The sequence below is a fragment of the Pseudomonas sp. 910_21 genome, assembly GCF_052850735.1.
In genome coordinates, this window is record NZ_VXCY01000003.1 from 469,671 (window position 1) to 488,423 (window position 18,753).

An 18,753-nucleotide genomic window follows, 5' to 3' on the forward strand; every position below is an offset into this window, starting at 1 on the left:
GCAAAGATGGGCGCAGTGTAAGAAACATTGAGCAGTGATTTTCACTATATAACCGCCTATATTTGGCGAGAATTCTCGGCGATATCGCTTTTCACGGAGGGGCATCCCCTATGCGCACCAATCATCAGACCCGTCGTGCCCTGGACAAGATAGATCGCAATATCCTGCGGATACTGCAGGCCGATGGGCGTATTTCCTTCACCGAGCTGGGGGAACGAGTCGGACTCTCCACCACCCCTTGCACCGAGCGAGTGCGCCGCCTGGAACGCGAAGGAATCATCATGGGCTACAACGCCCGGCTCAATCCGCAGCACTTGAAGGGGAGCCTGCTGGTGTTCGTCGAGATCAGCCTGGACTACAAGTCAGGGGATACCTTCGAGGAGTTCCGTCGCGCGGTGCTGAAGCTGCCGCACGTGTTGGAGTGCCATCTGGTGTCCGGCGACTTCGACTACCTGGTCAAGGCGCGGATCTCGGAGATGGCGTCCTATCGCAAGCTGCTGGGGGACATCCTGCTCAAGCTGCCCCATGTACGGGAATCCAAGAGCTACATCGTGATGGAGGAAGTGAAGGAGAGCCTGAGCCTGCCCATTCCGGATTGAGATGAGGAGCGCCGGTCCGGGACGCTTTCGCCGGCAAGCCGGCTCCTACAAGGAGTGGCGGGCTAGACCAGGACCTGACGATTACTGGCCATGTAGTCGTGGATCTGCTTCTCGACCCGGGGGTGGATCATCTCTACCGGACGCCGGCCGTTGGGGCACGGCAGGCTCGGCGTGGTGCCGAACAGGCGACAGATCAGCGGGCGCTCGTCATACACCGTGCAGCCATTGGGGCCCAGGTGCACACAGTTGAGCTCGTCCATGGCAGCGTCCTGTTCGGCAGCGGTCTTGCGCGGCAGGCGAGACATTTCCTCAGGCGAAGTAGTCACTGGCCCGCAGCAATCGTGGCAGCCAGGAACGCACTCGAAGGAGGGAATCTGCTGACGCAGGCTGCGGACTATTTGACGGTTACAGCTCATGAAAAGGCTACCGGGACATGAATAGCCGTGAATTCTGCCTCAAATGCATCGGCGCAGACAGGACCGGGCGTCCTGCGGTTGCCGCAAACGAAAGCCCCGGCTTATGCTCCGGCAATTTTTACAGCCCCCCTGATCAGGACGCTTTCCATGCCCGCCAGTGCTCAGCAATCCGCCGCCAGTGATCGGCACGCCGCCTCTTACTATGCCGCCAGCAGCCTGCCGCAGCCTGACTACCCGACACTGGCAGGCGAGCTGACAGCGGACGTGTGCGTGGTAGGCGGCGGGTTCTCGGGGCTCAATACCGCCCTGGAACTGGCCGAGCGCGGGTTCAGTGTGATCCTGCTGGAAGCCCGCAAGATCGGCTGGGGCGCCAGCGGCCGCAACGGCGGACAGTTGATTCGTGGGGTCGGCCACGGCCTGGATCAGTTCACCAAGGTGCTCGGCAACGACGGTGTGCGGCAGATGAAACTCATGGGGCTGGAGGCCGTGGAAATCGTCCGCCAGCGCATCGAACGCCTGCAGATCCCCTGCGATCTGACCTGGGGTTACTGCGACCTGGCCAACAAGCCGGCGGACCTTGAAGGCTTTGCCGAGGACGCCGAAGAACTGCGCAGCCTGGGCTATCGCCACGAAACCCGCCTGTTGCAGGCCGCTGAAATGCACAGCGTGGTGGGCTCCAAACGCTACGTTGGCGGGCTGATCGACATGGGCTCGGGCCATCTGCACCCGCTGAACCTGGCCCTGGGTGAAGCTCAGGCGGCGCAGCAGATGGGCGTGCGTCTGTTCGAGCATTCGGCAGTGACTCGCATCGACTACGGTCCCGAGGTCAAGGTCCACAGCCATCGCGGCACGGTACGGGCCAAGACCCTGGTCCTGGGCTGCAACGCCTACCTCAACGACCTCAACCCGGAGCTGGGGGGCAAGGTGCTGCCGGCCGGCAGCTACATCATTGCCACCGAACCCTTGAGTGAGGCCCAGGCACAGGAGCTACTGCCTCAGAACATGGCCGTCTGCGACCAGCGCGTAGCCCTGGACTACTACCGACTCTCGGCCGATCGGCGCCTGTTGTTCGGCGGTGCCTGCCACTACTCCGGGCGCGACCCCAAGGACATCGCTGCCTACATGCGGCCGAAGATGCTGGAAGTGTTCCCGCAACTGGCCGAGGTGAAGATTGACTACCAGTGGGGCGGCATGATCGGCATCGGCGCCAACCGCCTGCCACAGATCGGCCGACTCAAGGACCAACCCAATGTGTATTACGCCCAGGCCTATTCAGGCCATGGGCTGAACGCCACGCACCTGGCGGGCAAGTTGCTGGGGGAAGCCATCAGCGGCCAACAGGGTGGCGGTTTCGACCTGTTCGCCAAGGTGCCGCACATCACCTTTCCCGGCGGCAAGCACCTGCGCTCACCACTGCTGGCCCTGGGCATGCTCTGGCATCGCCTGAAAGAGCTGGCCTGACCTTGCGCGGCTCCTTGCCGCCGCTGCGGGATTACAGCCGCCAGAAAGGCTTGAGGCCTTCGGCCCGGGCCTCCTCGCGGCTCAGCCCCACGTCCCGCAACTCCTCGGCGGTCAACTCCAGCAACGCCTTGCGGGTACGCAGCCGATGCCAGTACAAGCCCCAGGGACCCAGCCCGGACGGCGCAGTGCGTGGCAGGGTCGCCGCCGCTCCCCGCTCCTGCTCGGCCTCCAGTTCCTGACTGCGTAACGACAGCCGCACATCGCTCAAGCCGTTCATTTCCATTGCTCCTGTTTGCTCAAGTTGCCATGAGCGAACATGATGGGCGCCGCATCAAAACCAATACAGACCCAATACAGCGGTATTATTTCCATACAGTTTTGCCAAAAATATCGCTGAATCCTGTATTTTTGCCCCATCTGTACTGGTCCTCCGTGACTGCCACTTCGAGCCAACGCCATGACCCTCTATGTGAACCTCGCCGAACTCCTGGGCACCCGCATCGAACAGGGCTTCTATCGCCCCGGTGATCGACTGCCCTCGGTGCGCGCCCTGAGCGTAGAACACGGGGTCAGCCTGAGCACAGTGCAGCAGGCCTATCGCCTGCTGGAAGACAACGGCCTGGCCATGCCCAAGCCAAAATCCGGCTACTTCGTCCCCCCCAGCCGTGAGTTGCCCGCCCTGCCGGCGGTCGGTCGCCCGGCCCAGCGGCCGGTGGAAATCTCCCAGTGGGACCAGGTGCTGGAGCTGATCCGCGCGGTGCCGCGCAAGGACGTGGTGCAGCTGGGCCGCGGCATGCCGGACATCACCACACCAACCATGAAGCCCTTGCTGCGGGCCATGGCCCGGCTCAGCCGGCGCCAGGACATGCCCGGCCTGCACTACGACAACATCTACGGCGTGCTGGAATTGCGCGAGCAAGTGGCGCGGCTGATGCTGGATTCCGGCTGCCAGCTGGGGGCCAATGACCTGGTGATCACCACCGGCTGCCACGAGGCCTTGTCCTCCAGCATTCGCGCCACCTGCGAGCCTGGGGACATTGTTGCCGTAGACTCGCCGAGCTTTCACGGCGCCATGCAGACCCTCAAGGGGCTGGGCATGAAGGCCCTGGAAATCCCCACCGACCCGATTACCGGGATCAGCCTGGAAGCCCTGGAACTGGCTCTGGAGCAGTGGCCGATCAAGGCCATACAGTTGACCCCCAACTGCAACAATCCCTTGGGCTACATCATGCCGGAGTCGCGCAAGCGGGCCCTGTTGACCCTGGCCCAGCGCTTCGACGTGGCGATCATCGAGGACGATGTGTATGGCGAACTGGCCTACACCTACCCACGCCCGCGAACCATCAAGTCCTTCGACGACGACGGCAGGGTCCTGCTGTGCAGCTCCTTCTCCAAGACCTTGGCCCCCGGCCTGCGCATCGGCTGGGTCGCGCCCGGCCGCTACTTGGAGCGGGTGCTGCACATGAAGTACATCAGCACCGGTTCCACCGCCACGCAGCCCCAGGTGGCCATCGCCGAGTTCCTGAAAAGCGGCCACTTCGAACCCCATTTGCGCAAGATGCGCACTCAATACCAGCGCAACCGCGACCTGATGCTCGACTGGGTCAGCCGCTATTTCCCCACAGGCACCCGCGCCAGTCGTCCCCAGGGCAGTTTCATGCTGTGGATCGAACTGCCCGAAGGCTTCGACGCTCTGAAACTCAACCGGGCATTGCTCGACCAAGGCGTGCAGATCGCCGTGGGCAGTATCTTTTCCGCCTCGGGCAAGTACCGCAATTGCCTGCGGATGAACTACGCTGCCAAGCCAACCGCGCAGATCGAGGACGCGGTACGCAAAGTCGGCTCCGCAGCCATCAAGCTGCTCAGCGAAACCCAGGACTGAACCCGGGTCACGTTGCAGGAAGCCAGCCGTCCCATGCCAACCCGCGCCGTGATGCGAGATGACCTGACTTGATCCGTAAACAGGGTTTTATCCTAGCGCTGATCCTGACCCTCGGGCTGGGCGGCTGCGCCACCCAGGAAGTGCCTTACCAGCCCAGCCAAGCGTTGGCCGCCAAGGACTCCAGCTTCGCCCAGTCCATCAGGGCCCAGGCCGCCCCTTATCAGGGACGCTCCGGCTTTCGCTTGCTGCCCAACAGCACTGAAGCCTTCATGGCCCGCGCCGAGCTGATCCGCAACGCCCAGAGCAGCCTCGACCTGCAGTACTACATCGTCCATGACGGCATCAGCACCCGGATGCTGGTACACGAGCTGCTCAAGGCTGCCGATCGAGGCGTGCGGGTACGCATCCTGCTGGACGACACCACCAGTGACGGGCTGGACCAGATCATCGCCACCCTGGCCGCCCACCCGCAGATCCAGATCCGCCTGTTCAACCCGCTGCACCTGGGCCGCAGCACCGGTGTTACCCGAGCCGTGGGCCGGCTGTTCAACCTGTCGCAGCAGCATCGACGGATGCACAACAAGCTGTGGCTGGCAGACAACAGCGTGGCCATCGTCGGCGGGCGCAACCTCGGCGACGAATACTTCGATGCCGAACCCAATCTCAACTTCACCGACATCGACATGTTCAGCGCCGGCCCCGTGGCCGAGCAGCTGGGCCATAGCTTCGACCAATACTGGAACAGCGCCCTGAGCCGGCCCATAGGCGAATTCCTGTCTTACGCACCTTCAGCCAAGGCCCTGAACAACACCCGCCAGCGCCTGGAAGAGTCGCTACAGGACAGCCGCCGGCAGAACCAGGTCCTGTATCGCCAACTGATGACCTATCAAACCCAGCCGCGCATGGATATCTGGCGCAAGGAACTGATCTGGGCCTGGAACCAAGCCCTGTGGGATGCGCCGACCAAGGTCCTGGCCAAGGGCGACCCCGACCCGCACTTGCTGCTGACCACCCAGTTGGCACCGGAACTCAAGGGCGTCAGCAAGGAACTGATCATGGTCTCGGCCTACTTCGTCCCGGGCCAGCCGGGGCTGGTGTACCTGACCGGCCGGGCTGACGCCGGGGTCGCGGTCAGCCTCTTGACCAACTCCCTGGAAGCCACCGACGTGCCGGTGGTGCATGGCGGCTACGCGCCCTATCGCAAGGCCTTGCTGGAACACGGCGTGAAGCTCTACGAGTTGCGCAGACAACCCGGAGAGCGGGGCGGCGGCAGCGGTCCGCGGCTGTTCCACAGCGGTTCCCTGAAGGGATCGGATTCCAGCCTGCACAGCAAGGCGATGGTCTTCGACCGACAGAAGAGCTTTATCGGCTCGTTCAATTTCGATTCACGCTCAGTGCTGTGGAACACCGAGGTTGGGGTGCTGGTGGACAGCCCCGAACTGGCCGAGCATGTACGCGCCCTGGCCCTGCAAGGGATGGCGCCGCCCCTCAGCTACCAGGTCAAACTGGAGGGCGGCAAGCTGGTCTGGATCACCGAGGACCAAGGGCAGTTGCACAGCCTGAGCCACGAGCCCGGCAGTTGGTGGCGACGCATCAATGCCTGGCTGAGCACCCGCATCGGTCTGGAGCGCATGCTTTGAAGCGCTACAGGGGTTGTGCCTGGACGCTTCCAAAAGCGCCCTGACGCAGCAGCAGAAGCAACAGGCCAAAGGCCCCCGCCGCTACCAGCAGCAACATCGCGTGGCCGGTGACCCACTGACTGCCCGCCCCTGCCACCAAGGGACCGATCAGACAACCGATACCCCACAACTGCGCCACATGGGCATTGGCTCGCACCAGCGCATCGTCGCGATAACGCTCGCCGATCAGGATCAGCGACAGAGTGAACAACCCGCCAGCGCTGGCCCCGAACAGCACCCACAAAGGCCAGATCAATACGCTGTCCAGCAGCAGGGGAATGGCCAGGCTGGAACACAGCAGGATTACCGCGCAACCGGTGAACAGGCCGCGCCGGGAGACGCGATCGGCCAAGGCGCCGATCGGCAGCTGCAACAATGCATCGCCCACCACCACGGTGCTGACCATGGCCAGGGCCACGTCCTCGGTGAAGCCCTGGCTCAAGCAATAAACCGGAAGCAGGGTCAGGATCAGAGCCTCGAAAGTAGCGAACAAGGCCACCGCCCAACCAATCGCCGGCAGCGTCTGACAGAAGCGCCAGAGGTCGATCAGGGTGACATTGCAGGACTCGGTGCTCGGCGCTCCGCTACGCCCCAAGAGCAGCAAGGGCGCCGCCACCAACAACCCCACCGAGACCCAGAAACCGTAGTCCTGCGTGGTACTCAGGACGCCCAGCAGCAGGGGACCCGCCAGCTGGCTCAAGGCATAGCCGCTGCCATACAACGCCACCAGCCGCCCCCGCCACTGCTCCACCACCAGCTGGTTGATCCAGCTTTCCCCCAGGATGAAGATGATGGTCAGTACCACACCCAGGATCAGGCGCAACGCCAGCCACACCGGATAGCTGGGCAACAGCGCCAGCAGCCCAATAGAGAGCGCACCCGCCCACAGGCACAGGCGCATCAGGTTGGCGGTACCGAAGCGGGCCGCCAGGCGGCTGGAAATCTTCGCGCCCAGCAGCACGCCAATGGCCGGCATCGCCGCTACCACACCTATCGCAAAGGGTCCGTAGCCCCAGCTTTCCAGGCGAAAGGACACCAGCGGCATGGTCATGCCCAGGGCCAGGCCGACACTCAAGACAGCGGATAAAACGGCGAAATAGGTCGCCCAAGGCATTTCCACACTCCTGTGGATCATTATTCTGCAAGCCACAGACAACACAGCCGGACTCCCCTCGCGGGAAGTCCGGCTGCGCTGTGGATCAACAGCTTCGGGCAGGAGCGCCTGTACGGCGTGGCGCTTGCCGGCGAAAGCGCCCTGGCGGACGCCATCGCCTCAACCCCGAAGACTCAGAGCTTGATCCAGGTCGCTTTCAGCTCGGTGTACTTGTCGAACGCGTGCAGCGACTTGTCCCGACCATTGCCCGACTGCTTGAAGCCGCCGAACGGCGCGGTCATGTCGCCACCGTCGTACTGGTTGACCCACACGCTGCCGGCACGCAGTGCCTTGGCCGTCAGGTGAGCCTTGGAGATGTTCGCAGTCCAGACCGCTGCCGCCAACCCGTACGGGGTGTCGTTGGCAATCTGGATCGCCTCTTCCACGCTGTCGAACGCAATCACCGACAGCACGGGGCCGAAGATCTCTTCCTGAGCAATCTTCATCGCGTTGCTGACGCCGTCGAAAATCGTCGGCTCGACGTAGGTACCGCCCGTTTCCTGCAGGGTGCGCTTGCCACCGGCCACCAGTTTGGCGCCATCGGCATGACCGGCCTCGATGTAGGACAACACGGTGTTCATCTGCTGGGTGTCCACCAGGGCGCCGACGTTGGTAGCCGGATCCAGTGGGTTGCCCGGTTTCCAGGCTTTCAGGGCCTCGATCACCAGCGGCAGGAATTTGTCCTTGATGGAACGCTCCACCAGCAGGCGGGAACCGGCGGTGCAGACTTCGCCCTGGTTGAAGGCGATGGCGCTGGCAGCGGATTCGGCGGCGGCCTGCAGGTCCGGGGCATCGGCGAACACAATGTTCGGGCTTTTGCCACCGGCTTCCAGCCAGACGCGCTTCATGTTGGATTCACCGGAGTACACCAGCAGTTGCTTGGCGATCTTGGTGGAGCCGGTGAACACCAGGGTGTCCACGTCCATGTGCAGGGCCAGGGCCTTGCCCACGGTATGGCCGTAACCTGGCAGTACGTTGAACACGCCAGCCGGAATCCCGGCTTCCACCGCCAGGGCCGCGATGCGGATCGCGGTCAGCGGGGATTTTTCCGAAGGCTTGAGGATCACCGAGTTACCGGTGGACAGCGCCGGCCCCAGTTTCCAGCAGGCCATCATCAGCGGGAAGTTCCACGGCACGATGGCCGCGACTACGCCCACGGGCTCACGGGTCACCAGACCCAGTTGGTCGTGGGGGGTGGCAGCGACTTCGTCGTAGATCTTGTCGATGGCCTCGCCGCTCCAGCTCAGGGCCTGCGCCGCGCCGGGAACGTCGATTTCCAGGGAGTCGGTGATGGGCTTGCCCATGTCCAGGGTTTCCAGGAGCGCGAGCTCTTGGGCGTGTTGCTTGAGCAGGCCGGCAAAACGAATCATGACGGACTTGCGCTTGGCCGGCGCCAGGCGCGACCAGACGCCAGAGTTGAAGGTGGCGCGGGCATTGTCCACGGCGCGCTGGGCATCGGCGGCGTCACAGCTGGCAATGGTTGCCAGCACACGGCCGTCTACCGGGCTGATGCACTCGAAGGTGTCATTGGAAACAGATGCGGTGTATTCACCGTTGATGTAGGCGCGGCCTTCGATTTTCAGGTCGCGGGCACGTTGTTCCCAATCGGCACGAGTCAGGGTGGTCATACGAGTGTCCTCCTCTTATTTGAATACAAGCGCCATGCGAACTACGCCGGCACTCATGAAGAATTCTGCCCGGCCAGCCTGTTTTCGGCCAAAGGCACCCGCCACCCTAAACCAGCGACCCCTGTACTTTCAATATATTTGACAAAGTCCGGGCAAACGCCATTGCTATGTGCATTTTAATAAACATAGACTTTGGCCTTCATAGCCACTCGCGCCGCAATCACGGGGGAATACAAGAATGAGCATCCACAACGTCGTCGACTTCAGCCAGGCCAACACCGAGGGTGAACGCTACCGCCCTGCTCCGGAAAAAATCCTCAAGGGCGATCCCGAGCAAGCGGTGTTCAACCACTACGGCAGCCCCTGCGGGCAGCTCAATGCCGGGATCTGGGAAGGCGCGGTGGGCCAATGGACGGTGAACTTCACCGAACACGAATACTGCGAGATTCTCCAGGGCGTGTCGGTGCTGCGAGACAACGACGGCAACGCCAAGACCCTGCGCTCTGGCGACCGCTTTGTGATCCCGGCCGGCTTCAAGGGCACCTGGGAAGTGCTGGAGCCCTGCCGCAAGGTCTACGTGGCCTTCGAACAGAAAGCCTGAATCCCAGGCACAAAAAAACCCGCTTGAAGGCGGGTTTTTTTGTCAGAAGAAAAATCAATTACTTGATTTTGCCTTCCTTGTAGATCACGTGCTTACGAACAACCGGATCATATTTCTTGATCTCGATTTTGTCCGGAGTAGTACGCTTGTTCTTGTCGGTAGTGTAGAAGTGACCAGTACCGGCGCTCGAGATCAAACGAATCAATTCACGCATGATTAGCTCCCTTAAACCTTGCCGCCATCGCGACGGATTTCGGCCAGCACGACATCAATGCCGCGCTTGTCGATGATACGCATGCCTTTGGCAGATACGCGCAGACGCACAAAACGTTTCTCGGACTCAACCCAGAAGCGGTGATGCTGCAGGTTCGGCAGGAAACGACGACGGGTTTTGTTGTTTGCGTGGGAAATGTTATTCCCAGTCACCGGACCCTTACCGGTAACTTGACAGACTCTAGACATGCCTCAGCCCTCTAAAACCACATGCCCAACCCGGCATGGGTTGGCCGCTTAATCTCTCAGTCATTTGGCGCCAGGCGCCGCGTTTCTTTAGGGTCTTACCGGCTACACCTACAAGCGAAGGAACCGGGCCCCTAGAAAAGAGCGCTGCTTTATACCAGAAAGACCCCATAGCAACAACAGCCGCTGTGTGCAGGATGATGAAAAGTCCTGATTTTCTTGCGCCGGACGCCTGCGGCAAAGGCTACCGCAGAAATCTACCGCTCGTCGCAGAATATATTTCTCTCGAAACCCCGGGAACAAATCTGCCGCTGAACGCGGGCCTATCTGTGCAAAATCACGGCTCGGGCCCTGACCGCGCCCCAGGTTTCAGCGGCGGATACAAAAGGGATAGTCATTTTACAAAGAGGCCACTAGGGTAAGGCATTTCCAGACTGCACTCGCAGATGGGCTTTCGATCTGCACAAGGAACCCGACCATGCGTCTCGCCGCCCTCCCGCTCCTGCTCGCCCCTCTTCTGAGCCCGTTGGCCCAGGCCGCCGCGTTGAGCGTCTGCACCGAAGCCAGCCCGGAAGGCTTCGACGTTGTGCAGTACAACTCGCTGACCACCACCAACGCGTCCGCCGACGTACTGATGAACCGCCTGGTGGAATTCGACGCTGTCAGCGGCAAGGTGGTCCCCAGCCTGGCCGATAGCTGGGAAGTCTCCGCGGATGGCCTGAGCTATGTCTTCAAGCTGCATCCCAAGGTCAAGTTTCACCGTACCGACTACTTCAACCCCAGCCGTGAGCTGACCGCCGAAGACGTCAAATTCAGCTTCGAGCGCATGCTCGACCCAGCCCAACCGTGGCACAAGGTCGCCCAGAGCGGTTTCCCACACGCCCAATCCCTGCAGTTGCCCAGCCTGATCAAGAAGATCGACGCCCTGGACCCGCTGACCGTGCGCTTTACCCTGGATCACGCCGACTCGACCTTCCTTCCCACGCTGAGCATGGGCTTCGCCTCGATCTACTCCGCGGAGTACGCCGACCAGTTGCTCAAGGCCGGTACCCCGGAGAAGCTCAACAGCCAGCCAATCGGCAGCGGCCCGTTCATTTTCGGGCGCTTCCAGAAAGACGCCTCGATCCGCTACAAGGCCAACCGCGACTACTTTGCCGGCAAACCGGCGGTAGACTCGCTGATATTCGCCATCACCCCAGACGCCAACGTGCGCCTGCAGAAACTGCGGCGCAATGAGTGCCAGATCGCCCTGTCGCCCAAGCCCCTGGATGTCCAGGCCGCCAGTGACGATCCAACCCTGAAGATCGAGAAAACTGCTGCCTTCATGACGGCCTTTGTCGCGATCAACAGCCAGCATCCGCCTCTGGACAAACCCGAAGTACGCCAGGCGATCAACCTGGCCTTCGACAAGGCCCACTACCTCAAGACGGTGTTCGAAGGCACCGCCGAGGCCGCCAACGGCCCCTATCCGGCCAATACCTGGAGCTACGCCAAGGAGCTGCCGGGTTACGCCCATGACCCGGAAAAAGCTCGTCAGTTGCTGGCCAAGGCAGGCTTGAAAAACGGCTTCGAGACCACGATCTGGACCCGCCCCTCCGGCAGCCTGCTCAACCCCAACCCGAGCCTGGGCGCCCAACTGCTGCAGGCGGACCTGGCCCAAGTGGGAATCCAGGCGGAAATCCGCGTGATCGAATGGGGCGAGCTGATCCGCCGGGCCAAGGCCGGCGAACATGACCTGCTGTTCATGGGCTGGGCCGGCGACAACGGCGACCCGGATAACTTCCTCACACCACAGTTCACCTGTGCAGCGGTCAAATCCGGCACCAACTTCGCCCGCTACTGCGACCAGAACCTGGACAAGCTGATTACCGCCGGCAAGACCACCAGCGAACAGGGGGTGCGCAGCAAGCTCTACCAACAGGCCCAGACCCAGATCCAGCAACAGGCGCTGTGGCTCCCCCTGGCTCACCCGACCGCTTTCGCCCTGACCCGCAAACAGGTCGAGGGTTATCAAGTGAGCCCCTTCGGCCGCCAGGACTACTCAAAGGTCAGCGTCAAATGACACACAGGCCAGCTTCAAGGTCAGTGCCGACCTTGAAGCTGGCCGCCTTCAGATCCAGCCATACTCGGCCATGGACAACGGATCGCCCTCTCCCACGATGAAGTGATCCAGCACCCTTACATCGATCAACTCCAGTGCTTCCTGCAAACGCCGGGTCACCACTCGATCGGCCGGGCTGGGCTCAGAGATACCCGATGGATGGTTGTGACAGAGAATCACCGCTGCGGCGTTATGCGCCAGGGTGCGCTTGAGCACTTGCCGCGGGTACACCGTGGTGCTGTCGATCGAACCTTGAAACAGCACCTCAAAGGCCAGGACCCGATGCTTGGTGTCGAGAAACAGACAGCCAAACACCTCGTGGGGCTCGTGTCGCAGCATCGACTTCAGGTAATCACGCACCACCAGCGGACTTTCCAGGGCCGACTGCCGGTGGAGTTTTTCTGCCAGATGCCGACGCGCCATCTCCAACACCGCTTGCAACAGGGCGTACTTGGCCGGCCCCAATCCCAACTGACGGGTGAAGGTCAGCTGATCGGCTTCCAGCAGACTGCGCAAGCTGCCGAAGCGATGCAACAGGTGCCGCGCCAGGTCGACCGCACTTTTTCCGGCTACCCCGGTGCGCAGGAAAATAGCCAGTAATTCGGCGTCGGAAAGACTGATGGCGCCCTGCTCCAGAAGCCGTTCCCGCGGGCGCTCCGCCGCAGGCCAATCACGAATACTCATCACACCTCCCTGTGCATGGCGCCGCTGTTCGGCAGCGGGCGCTGTGCTATCTTAGCCCCCTCTTTTTTGCGTGGTATTTCACCTGGGGAGGGGGCATGCCACGCAGCAATCACTGAACGGAAAAACAGGCCTATGCAGCGGCTGTATCGGAAACGCATCGTGCTCGGCGTCGGCGGCGGCATTGCCGCCTATAAGAGCGCGGAGCTGGTTCGCCGACTCCTCGACCAGGGCGCCGAAGTGCGTGTGGTCATGACTCGGGGCGGCAGTGAATTCATCACCCCGCTGACCATGCAGGCTCTCTCCGGGCACCCGGTCCATCTCGACCTGCTGGATCCGGCCGCAGAAGCTGCCATGGGCCACATCGAGCTGGCCAAATGGGCCGACCTGGTCCTGATCGCCCCCGCCACGGCCGACCTGATCGCCCGCCTGGCCCAGGGCATCGCCGATGACCTGCTGACCACTCTGGTCCTGGCCACAGACGCCACCGTCGCCATCGCCCCGGCCATGAATCAGGCCATGTGGCGCGACCCTGCCACCCAGGCCAACACCCAATTGCTGCAAAGCCGTGGCCTGCGGGTCTTCGGCCCGGCCTCCGGCAGCCAGGCCTGTGGCGACGTCGGTCTGGGCCGCATGCTGGAAGCCAACGATCTGGCGCTGTGCGCCGCCGACTGCTTCCAGCACCTGGCACTGACCGGTAAACACCTGCTGATCACGGCCGGGCCCACGCAGGAAAACATCGATCCGGTGCGCTACATCACCAACCATAGCTCAGGAAAAATGGGCTTCGCCCTGGCCGAGGCTGCCGTCGAAGCCGGCGCCCGGGTCACTCTGATCACCGGACCGGTGTACCTGCCGACCCCCGACAGAGTCACTCGGATCGACGTAGTCAGCGCTCGCGACATGCTCGCGGCCTGCGAGGCGGCCATCCCGTGCGACGTTTTCATCGCCTCCGCGGCGGTCGCGGACTACCGCCCGGAAGTCGTCGCCCCACAGAAATTAAAGAAAGACCCTACGAAAGGTGACGGCCTGCTACTACAGATGGTGCGCAACCCAGATATCCTGGCCACCATCGCTACGCGGCCGGACCGGCCATTCAGTGTCGGTTTCGCCGCCGAAACCGAAAATCTGCTCGACTACGCTGCACGCAAATTGAAGGACAAGAACCTCGACCTGATCGTCGCCAACGACGTAGCCAACCCGAGCATTGGCTTCAACAGCGAGGAAAACGCCTGCAGCGTGATTGACCGGGAGTTGCACGCAACTCTCTTCGCCCAGACCAGCAAGGGCAAGATTGCCCGCCAACTGATCTCTTTTATCGCCGAACGGCTGAACCAGGTTTAACTTCAATGCACGCTTTACAAGCCAAGATCCTCGACCCACGCATCGGCAACGAATTCCCTCTGCCGCAGTACGCCACGCCGGGCTCCGCCGGCCTCGACCTGCGGGCCATGCTCAAGGAAGACACCATCCTGGAGCCAGGCCAGACGCTGCTGATCCCTACCGGGCTGTCGGTCTACATTGGCGATCCGGGCCTCGCGGCGCTGATCCTGCCGCGCTCCGGCCTGGGCCATAAACACGGCATCGTGCTGGGTAACCTGGTAGGCCTGATCGACTCGGACTACCAGGGCGAACTGATGGTTTCCTGCTGGAACCGCGGCCAGACCGCCTTCAATATCGCTGTTGGCGAGCGTATCGCCCAACTGGTGCTGGTGCCGGTGGTGCAGGCGCACTTCGAAGTGGTTGAGGCTTTTGATGAAAGTCAGCGTGGCGCAGGCGGTTTCGGCCACTCCGGTAGTCACTGATTGCGCGCCCTCGGACCGGGCACCTGGCCCGGCCCGAGGGTGGCTGCAGGGGATTCAAGGATAAATGACCGCCGGTTTCTGCATGGCCCCATGGGCCTGTCAAATCGGGCTCTTGAGCATCAGCAGACCGGCAAGTGCCCTCCGGATGGCACTTTCACAGTACGAACTCTATGCTGAAAACGCCGTCATACCCTTCAGTTTGAGCCCGCCGGCCTGTCATTTCCCCGGCCGTACTGCCCCCTCTTCAAATGGAGCACCCTCAGTGATGAGCAACGCAGCCAAAGTCGCCCCGACATTTCCCGAGAGCATCTTCCGCGCCTATGACATCCGCGGCGTTGTACCGCAAACCCTGACCGCCGAAACCGCCTACTGGATCGGTCGCGCCATTGGCTCCCAGAGCCTTGAACAAGGCGAACCCGATGTTTGCGTGGGGCGCGACGGTCGCCTGTCCGGGCCAGAGCTGGTAGCGCAACTGATCCAGGGCCTGCACGACAGCGGCTGCCACGTCAGCGATGTCGGCCTGGTACCGACCCCTGCCCTGTACTACGCCGCCAACGTCCTGGCCGGCAAGTCCGGCGTGATGCTCACCGGCAGCCACAACCCGTCGAACTACAACGGTTTCAAGATCGTCATTGCCGGCGACACCCTGGCCAACGAACAGATCCAGGCCCTGCACCAGCGCCTCAAGACCAACAACCTGAGCAGCGCCAAGGGCAGCATCACCAAGGTCGACATCCTGCCGCGCTACGCCGACGAGATCACCCGGGACGTGAAGCTGGCCCGCCGCCTGAAAGTCGTGGTGGATTGCGGCAACGGCGCCGCCGGGGTCATTGCCCCGCAACTGATCGAGGCCTTGAACTGCGAAGTCATTCCGCTGTTCTGCGAGGTGGACGGCAACTTCCCCAATCATCACCCGGACCCGGGCAAACCCGAGAACCTTGAAGACCTGATCGCCAAGGTCAAGGAAACCGGCGCCGACCTGGGCCTGGCCTTCGACGGTGACGGCGATCGCGTCGGCGTGGTGACCAACACCGGCAGTATCGTTTACCCCGATCGCCTGCTGATGCTGTTCGCCAAGGATGTGGTGGCGCGCAACCCGGACGCGGAGATCATCTTCGACGTCAAATGCACCCGGCGCCTGATTCCACTGATCAAGGAATATGGCGGTCGCCCACTAATGTGGAAAACCGGTCACTCGTTGATCAAAAAGAAAATGAAACAGACCGGTGCCCTGCTGGCCGGCGAGATGAGCGGCCACGTGTTCTTCAAGGAGCGCTGGTTCGGTTTCGACGACGGCATTTATAGCGCCGCACGGTTGCTGGAGATTCTCAGCAAGGAAAAATCCACTGCAGAAGAGTTGTTCGCGACCTTCCCGAACGATATTTCTACGCCGGAAATCAATATCCATGTGACCGAAGAGAGCAAATTCAGCATCATTGATGCCCTGCACGACGCGCAGTGGGGCGCAGGCGCCGACCTGACCACCATTGACGGGGTGCGAGTCGACTATGCCAAGGGCTGGGGCCTGGTTCGCGCCTCCAACACCACCCCTGTGCTGGTGCTGCGCTTCGAGGCTGATGACGAAGCCGAGCTGCAGCGGATCAAGGACGTGTTCCACGTCCAGCTGAAACGTGTTGCACCTGATCTCCAACTACCGTTTTGACTGTTTGAAGCACCGGAGCCCTGAATGACCATCGAACGCGATGCCGCCGCCAATACCGCCAAGGTCCTATCCGAAGCGCTGCCCTACATTCGCCGCTATGTCGGCAAGACCCTGGTGATCAAGTACGGCGGCAACGCTATGGAGAGCGAGGAGCTGAAAACCGGCTTCGCCCGCGACATCGTGCTCATGAAGGCTGTCGGGATCAACCCGGTGGTGGTGCACGGCGGCGGCCCGCAAATCGGTGACCTGCTCAAGCGCTTGTCGATCGAAAGCCACTTCGTCGATGGCATGCGCGTGACTGACGCACAGACCATGGACGTGGTGGAGATGGTCCTCGGCGGCCAGGTCAACAAGGACATCGTCAACCTGATCAACCGTCACGGCGGCAGCGCTATCGGCCTGACCGGTAAAGATGCCGAGCTGATCCGGGCGAAGAAACTTACAGTGACCCGCCAGACACCGGAAATGACCACGCCTGAAATCATCGATATCGGCCATGTGGGCGAAGTGGTCGGGATCAACACCGACCTGCTGAACCTGCTGGTCAAGGGTGACTTCATCCCGGTGATCGCGCCGATCGGCGTTGGCGCCAACGGCGAGTCCTACAACATCAACGCCGACCTGGTCGCCGGAAAGGTGGCTGAAGCACTGAAAGCCGAAAAGCTGATGCTGCTGACCAACATCGCCGGTCTGATGGACAAGTCCGGCAAGGTCCTGACCGGCCTGAGCACCCAGCAGGTAGACGAGCTGATCGCCGATGGCACTATCTACGGCGGCATGCTGCCGAAAATCCGCTGTGCCCTGGAAGCAGTACAAGGCGGCGTCGGCAGTTCCCTGATCATCGACGGTCGCGTACCCAATGCGATTTTGCTGGAGATCTTCACCGATACCGGTGTTGGCACCCTGATCAGCAACCGCAAGCGCCCTTAAGCGACAGCCACAAAAAAGCCCCCGCCCGGCATCCCGGGCGGGGGCTTTTTTATCGACGCAATCTTTGTAGGAGCTGGCTTGTGTAGGAGCTGGCTTGTGTAGGAGCTGGCTTGCCAGCGAAGGGCTCACACGGGCAACTCAAGACTCAAGGTCTCTTCACCGGCAAGCCGGCTCCTACAGTGTCAGATTCCGTACTGCGCGCGGTAGGCCTCTACCGCCGGCAAGTGCTGCTTGAGCGCCGGATCATCCGCCAGAAACTGCAGGACCTGGGTCAGGGAAACGATACTCACCACTGGAATGCCGAAGTCACGCTCGACTTCCTGGATCGCCGACAACTCACCGTTGCCACGCTCCTCGCGGTTCAGGGCGATCAACACACCGGCAGCCTTGGCACCGTCCTGGGACTCGATGATCTGCATCACTTCACGAATCGCAGTGCCGGCAGTGATCACGTCATCGATGATCAGCACATCGCCGGTCAATGGCGCGCCTACCAGGCTCCCGCCTTCACCGTGCGCCTTGGCTTCCTTGCGGTTGAAGCACCAAGGCAGATCGCGCTGATGATGTTCAGCCAGAGCCACTGCAGTGGCTGCTGCCAAGGGAATGCCTTTATAAGCCGGGCCAAACAGCACATCGAAGGGAATGCCGCTCTCGACGATCGCCGCCGCATAGAAACGCCCCAGCTGGGCAAGGGCCGAACCGCTGTTGAACAGGCCGGCATTGAAGAAGTAAGGGCTGGTGCGCCCGGACTTCAGGGTGAACTCACCGAAGCGCAAAACCCCGCGATCGATGGCAAAACGAATGAAATCGCGCTGATACGCCTGCATGAAAAAACCCCAGATACCACGGATTTAGCTAATTAGGTAGAGCTCGGGTATCATACACGCACGTGATTTTTGGGGCCATTTATGCGGATCATCAGTGTGAACGTCAATGGTATTCAGGCTGCAGTGGAGCGTGGTTTGCTCAGTTGGCTGCAGGCACAGAATGCCGACGTCATCTGCCTGCAGGACACCCGCGCCTCTGCCTTTGAACTGGACGACCCAGCCTTCCAACTGGATGGCTACTTCCTTTATGCCTGCGATGCTGAAGTCCCTGCCCAAGGCGGTGTGGCTTTGTATTCGCGGTTGCAGCCGAAGGCGGTCATCAGCGGCCTCGGCTTCGAGACAGCCGATCGTTACGGGCGCTACCTGCAAGCCGATTTCGACAAGGTCAGCATCGCGACCTTGCTGCTTCCATCAGGGCAGAACGGCGATGAAGACTTGAACCAGAAGTTCAAGTTAATGGACGATTTCGCCCGTTATCTGGACAAGCAGCGGCGCAAACGTCGCGAGTACATTTATTGTGGCTCGCTGTACGTGGCGCAACAGAAGCTGGATATCAAGAACTGGCGTGACGGCCAGCAATCTCCGGGCTTCCTGGCACCTGAACGCGCCTGGATGGACGAGATTATCGGCAACATGGGTTATGTCGACGCACTGCGCGAAGTCAGTCGCGAAGGCGACCAGTACAGCTGGTGGCCGGACAATGAACAGGCCGAGATGCTCAACCTGGGCTGGCGTTTCGACTATCAGTTGCTGACTCCCGGCCTGCGCCGCTTTGTCCGCAGCGCACGCCTGCCGCGCCAGCCGCGTTTTTCGCAGCATGCACCGCTGATCGTGGACTATGACTGGACACTGACCATCTAAGCGTCCG

18 protein-coding genes and 1 pseudogene are annotated in these 18,753 nt (G+C 61.7%); 11 read left to right on the top strand and 8 right to left on the bottom strand.

What is annotated here, in order from left to right:
- Positions 1-110 precede the first annotated feature (110 nt).
- Positions 111-599 (top strand): Lrp/AsnC ligand binding domain-containing protein, encoded by a 489-nt coding sequence (locus FW796_RS12180; RefSeq protein WP_011064210.1) that lies wholly within the window; start codon positions 111-113, stop codon positions 597-599.
- Positions 600-661: 62 nt separating this feature from the next.
- Here FW796_RS12180 and FW796_RS12185 read toward each other — a convergent pair whose 3' ends face one another.
- Positions 662-1,015: a YkgJ family cysteine cluster protein gene (locus tag FW796_RS12185; protein ID WP_102862531.1), complete on the bottom strand. Its 354-nt coding sequence runs from the start codon at positions 1,013-1,015 to the stop codon at positions 662-664.
- Positions 1,016-1,162: 147 nt separating this feature from the next.
- Here FW796_RS12185 and FW796_RS12190 point away from each other — a divergent pair, with 147 nt between their 5' ends.
- Positions 1,163-2,476, top strand: coding sequence for an NAD(P)/FAD-dependent oxidoreductase (locus FW796_RS12190; protein WP_346633410.1), 1,314 nt, complete (start codon positions 1,163-1,165; stop codon positions 2,474-2,476).
- A 31-nt stretch (positions 2,477-2,507) separates the two neighbouring features.
- Here FW796_RS12190 and FW796_RS12195 read toward each other — a convergent pair whose 3' ends face one another.
- On the bottom strand, positions 2,508-2,753 hold the full coding sequence (locus tag FW796_RS12195) for a DUF1127 domain-containing protein (RefSeq protein WP_404937904.1): 246 nt from the start codon (positions 2,751-2,753) through the stop codon (positions 2,508-2,510).
- 180 nt (positions 2,754-2,933) lie between these two features.
- Between FW796_RS12195 and FW796_RS12200 the strand changes: the two genes are divergently transcribed.
- Complete coding sequence (locus FW796_RS12200; RefSeq protein WP_346633412.1) at positions 2,934-4,358, top strand: aminotransferase-like domain-containing protein; 1,425 nt, start codon at positions 2,934-2,936, stop codon at positions 4,356-4,358.
- Positions 4,359-4,429: 71 nt separating this feature from the next.
- Complete coding sequence (locus tag FW796_RS12205) at positions 4,430-5,998, top strand: phospholipase D family protein (protein WP_430962720.1); 1,569 nt, start codon at positions 4,430-4,432, stop codon at positions 5,996-5,998.
- A 4-nt stretch (positions 5,999-6,002) separates the two neighbouring features.
- Here the strand turns inward: FW796_RS12205 and FW796_RS12210 are convergent, their stop codons facing one another.
- Positions 6,003-7,151 (bottom strand): MFS transporter, encoded by a 1,149-nt coding sequence (locus tag FW796_RS12210; protein WP_446439393.1) that lies wholly within the window; start codon positions 7,149-7,151, stop codon positions 6,003-6,005.
- A 173-nt stretch (positions 7,152-7,324) separates the two neighbouring features.
- Positions 7,325-8,818, bottom strand: a complete 1,494-nt coding sequence (locus FW796_RS12215; RefSeq protein ID WP_346633415.1) for an aldehyde dehydrogenase — start codon at positions 8,816-8,818, stop codon at positions 7,325-7,327.
- 238 nt (positions 8,819-9,056) lie between these two features.
- On the opposite strand from FW796_RS12215, the gene FW796_RS12220 reads away from it, so the two are divergent.
- Complete coding sequence (locus FW796_RS12220; protein WP_346633416.1) at positions 9,057-9,419, top strand: cupin domain-containing protein; 363 nt, start codon at positions 9,057-9,059, stop codon at positions 9,417-9,419.
- 58 nt (positions 9,420-9,477) lie between these two features.
- Here FW796_RS12220 and rpmG read toward each other — a convergent pair whose 3' ends face one another.
- Together rpmG and rpmB are read right to left on the bottom strand one after the other, a co-directional pair.
- Complete coding sequence (gene rpmG / locus FW796_RS12225; RefSeq protein WP_003177274.1) at positions 9,478-9,633, bottom strand: 50S ribosomal protein L33; 156 nt, start codon at positions 9,631-9,633, stop codon at positions 9,478-9,480.
- Between the two features lie 11 nt (positions 9,634-9,644).
- Positions 9,645-9,881, bottom strand: coding sequence for a 50S ribosomal protein L28 (rpmB, locus tag FW796_RS12230; protein WP_011064219.1), 237 nt, complete (start codon positions 9,879-9,881; stop codon positions 9,645-9,647).
- Between the two features lie 475 nt (positions 9,882-10,356).
- On the opposite strand from rpmB, the gene FW796_RS12235 reads away from it, so the two are divergent.
- The gene (locus FW796_RS12235) at positions 10,357-11,940 is read left to right on the top strand and encodes an ABC transporter substrate-binding protein (protein WP_346633417.1); all 1,584 of its coding nucleotides are present in this window, start codon (positions 10,357-10,359) and stop codon (positions 11,938-11,940) included.
- 48 nt (positions 11,941-11,988) lie between these two features.
- On the opposite strand, the gene radC is transcribed toward FW796_RS12235, so the two are convergent.
- A complete protein-coding gene (radC, locus tag FW796_RS12240; protein WP_102881287.1) occupies positions 11,989-12,663 on the bottom strand; it encodes a RadC family protein in 675 nt (224 codons plus the stop codon).
- Positions 12,664-12,795: 132 nt separating this feature from the next.
- Here radC and coaBC point away from each other — a divergent pair, with 132 nt between their 5' ends.
- From coaBC to argB, 4 genes and pseudogenes are all read left to right on the top strand, one after another.
- The gene (gene coaBC, locus FW796_RS12245; protein WP_346633418.1) at positions 12,796-14,004 is read left to right on the top strand and encodes a bifunctional phosphopantothenoylcysteine decarboxylase/phosphopantothenate--cysteine ligase CoaBC; all 1,209 of its coding nucleotides are present in this window, start codon (positions 12,796-12,798) and stop codon (positions 14,002-14,004) included.
- A 5-nt stretch (positions 14,005-14,009) separates the two neighbouring features.
- Positions 14,010-14,465 (top strand): dUTP diphosphatase, encoded by a 456-nt coding sequence (dut, locus tag FW796_RS12250; protein ID WP_102862261.1) that lies wholly within the window; start codon positions 14,010-14,012, stop codon positions 14,463-14,465.
- A 262-nt stretch (positions 14,466-14,727) separates the two neighbouring features.
- Positions 14,728-16,128, top strand: a pseudogene (locus FW796_RS12255) (phosphomannomutase/phosphoglucomutase); the annotation flags it as partial.
- 24 nt (positions 16,129-16,152) lie between these two features.
- Positions 16,153-17,058 (top strand): acetylglutamate kinase, encoded by a 906-nt coding sequence (argB, locus tag FW796_RS12260; protein ID WP_011064225.1) that lies wholly within the window; start codon positions 16,153-16,155, stop codon positions 17,056-17,058.
- Positions 17,059-17,240: 182 nt separating this feature from the next.
- Here the strand turns inward: argB and pyrE are convergent, their stop codons facing one another.
- On the bottom strand, positions 17,241-17,885 hold the full coding sequence (pyrE, locus tag FW796_RS12265; RefSeq protein ID WP_346633419.1) for an orotate phosphoribosyltransferase: 645 nt from the start codon (positions 17,883-17,885) through the stop codon (positions 17,241-17,243).
- 81 nt (positions 17,886-17,966) lie between these two features.
- On the opposite strand from pyrE, the gene FW796_RS12270 reads away from it, so the two are divergent.
- Positions 17,967-18,746, top strand: a complete 780-nt coding sequence (locus FW796_RS12270; RefSeq protein WP_123726834.1) for an exodeoxyribonuclease III — start codon at positions 17,967-17,969, stop codon at positions 18,744-18,746.
- Positions 18,747-18,753 lie beyond the last annotated feature (7 nt).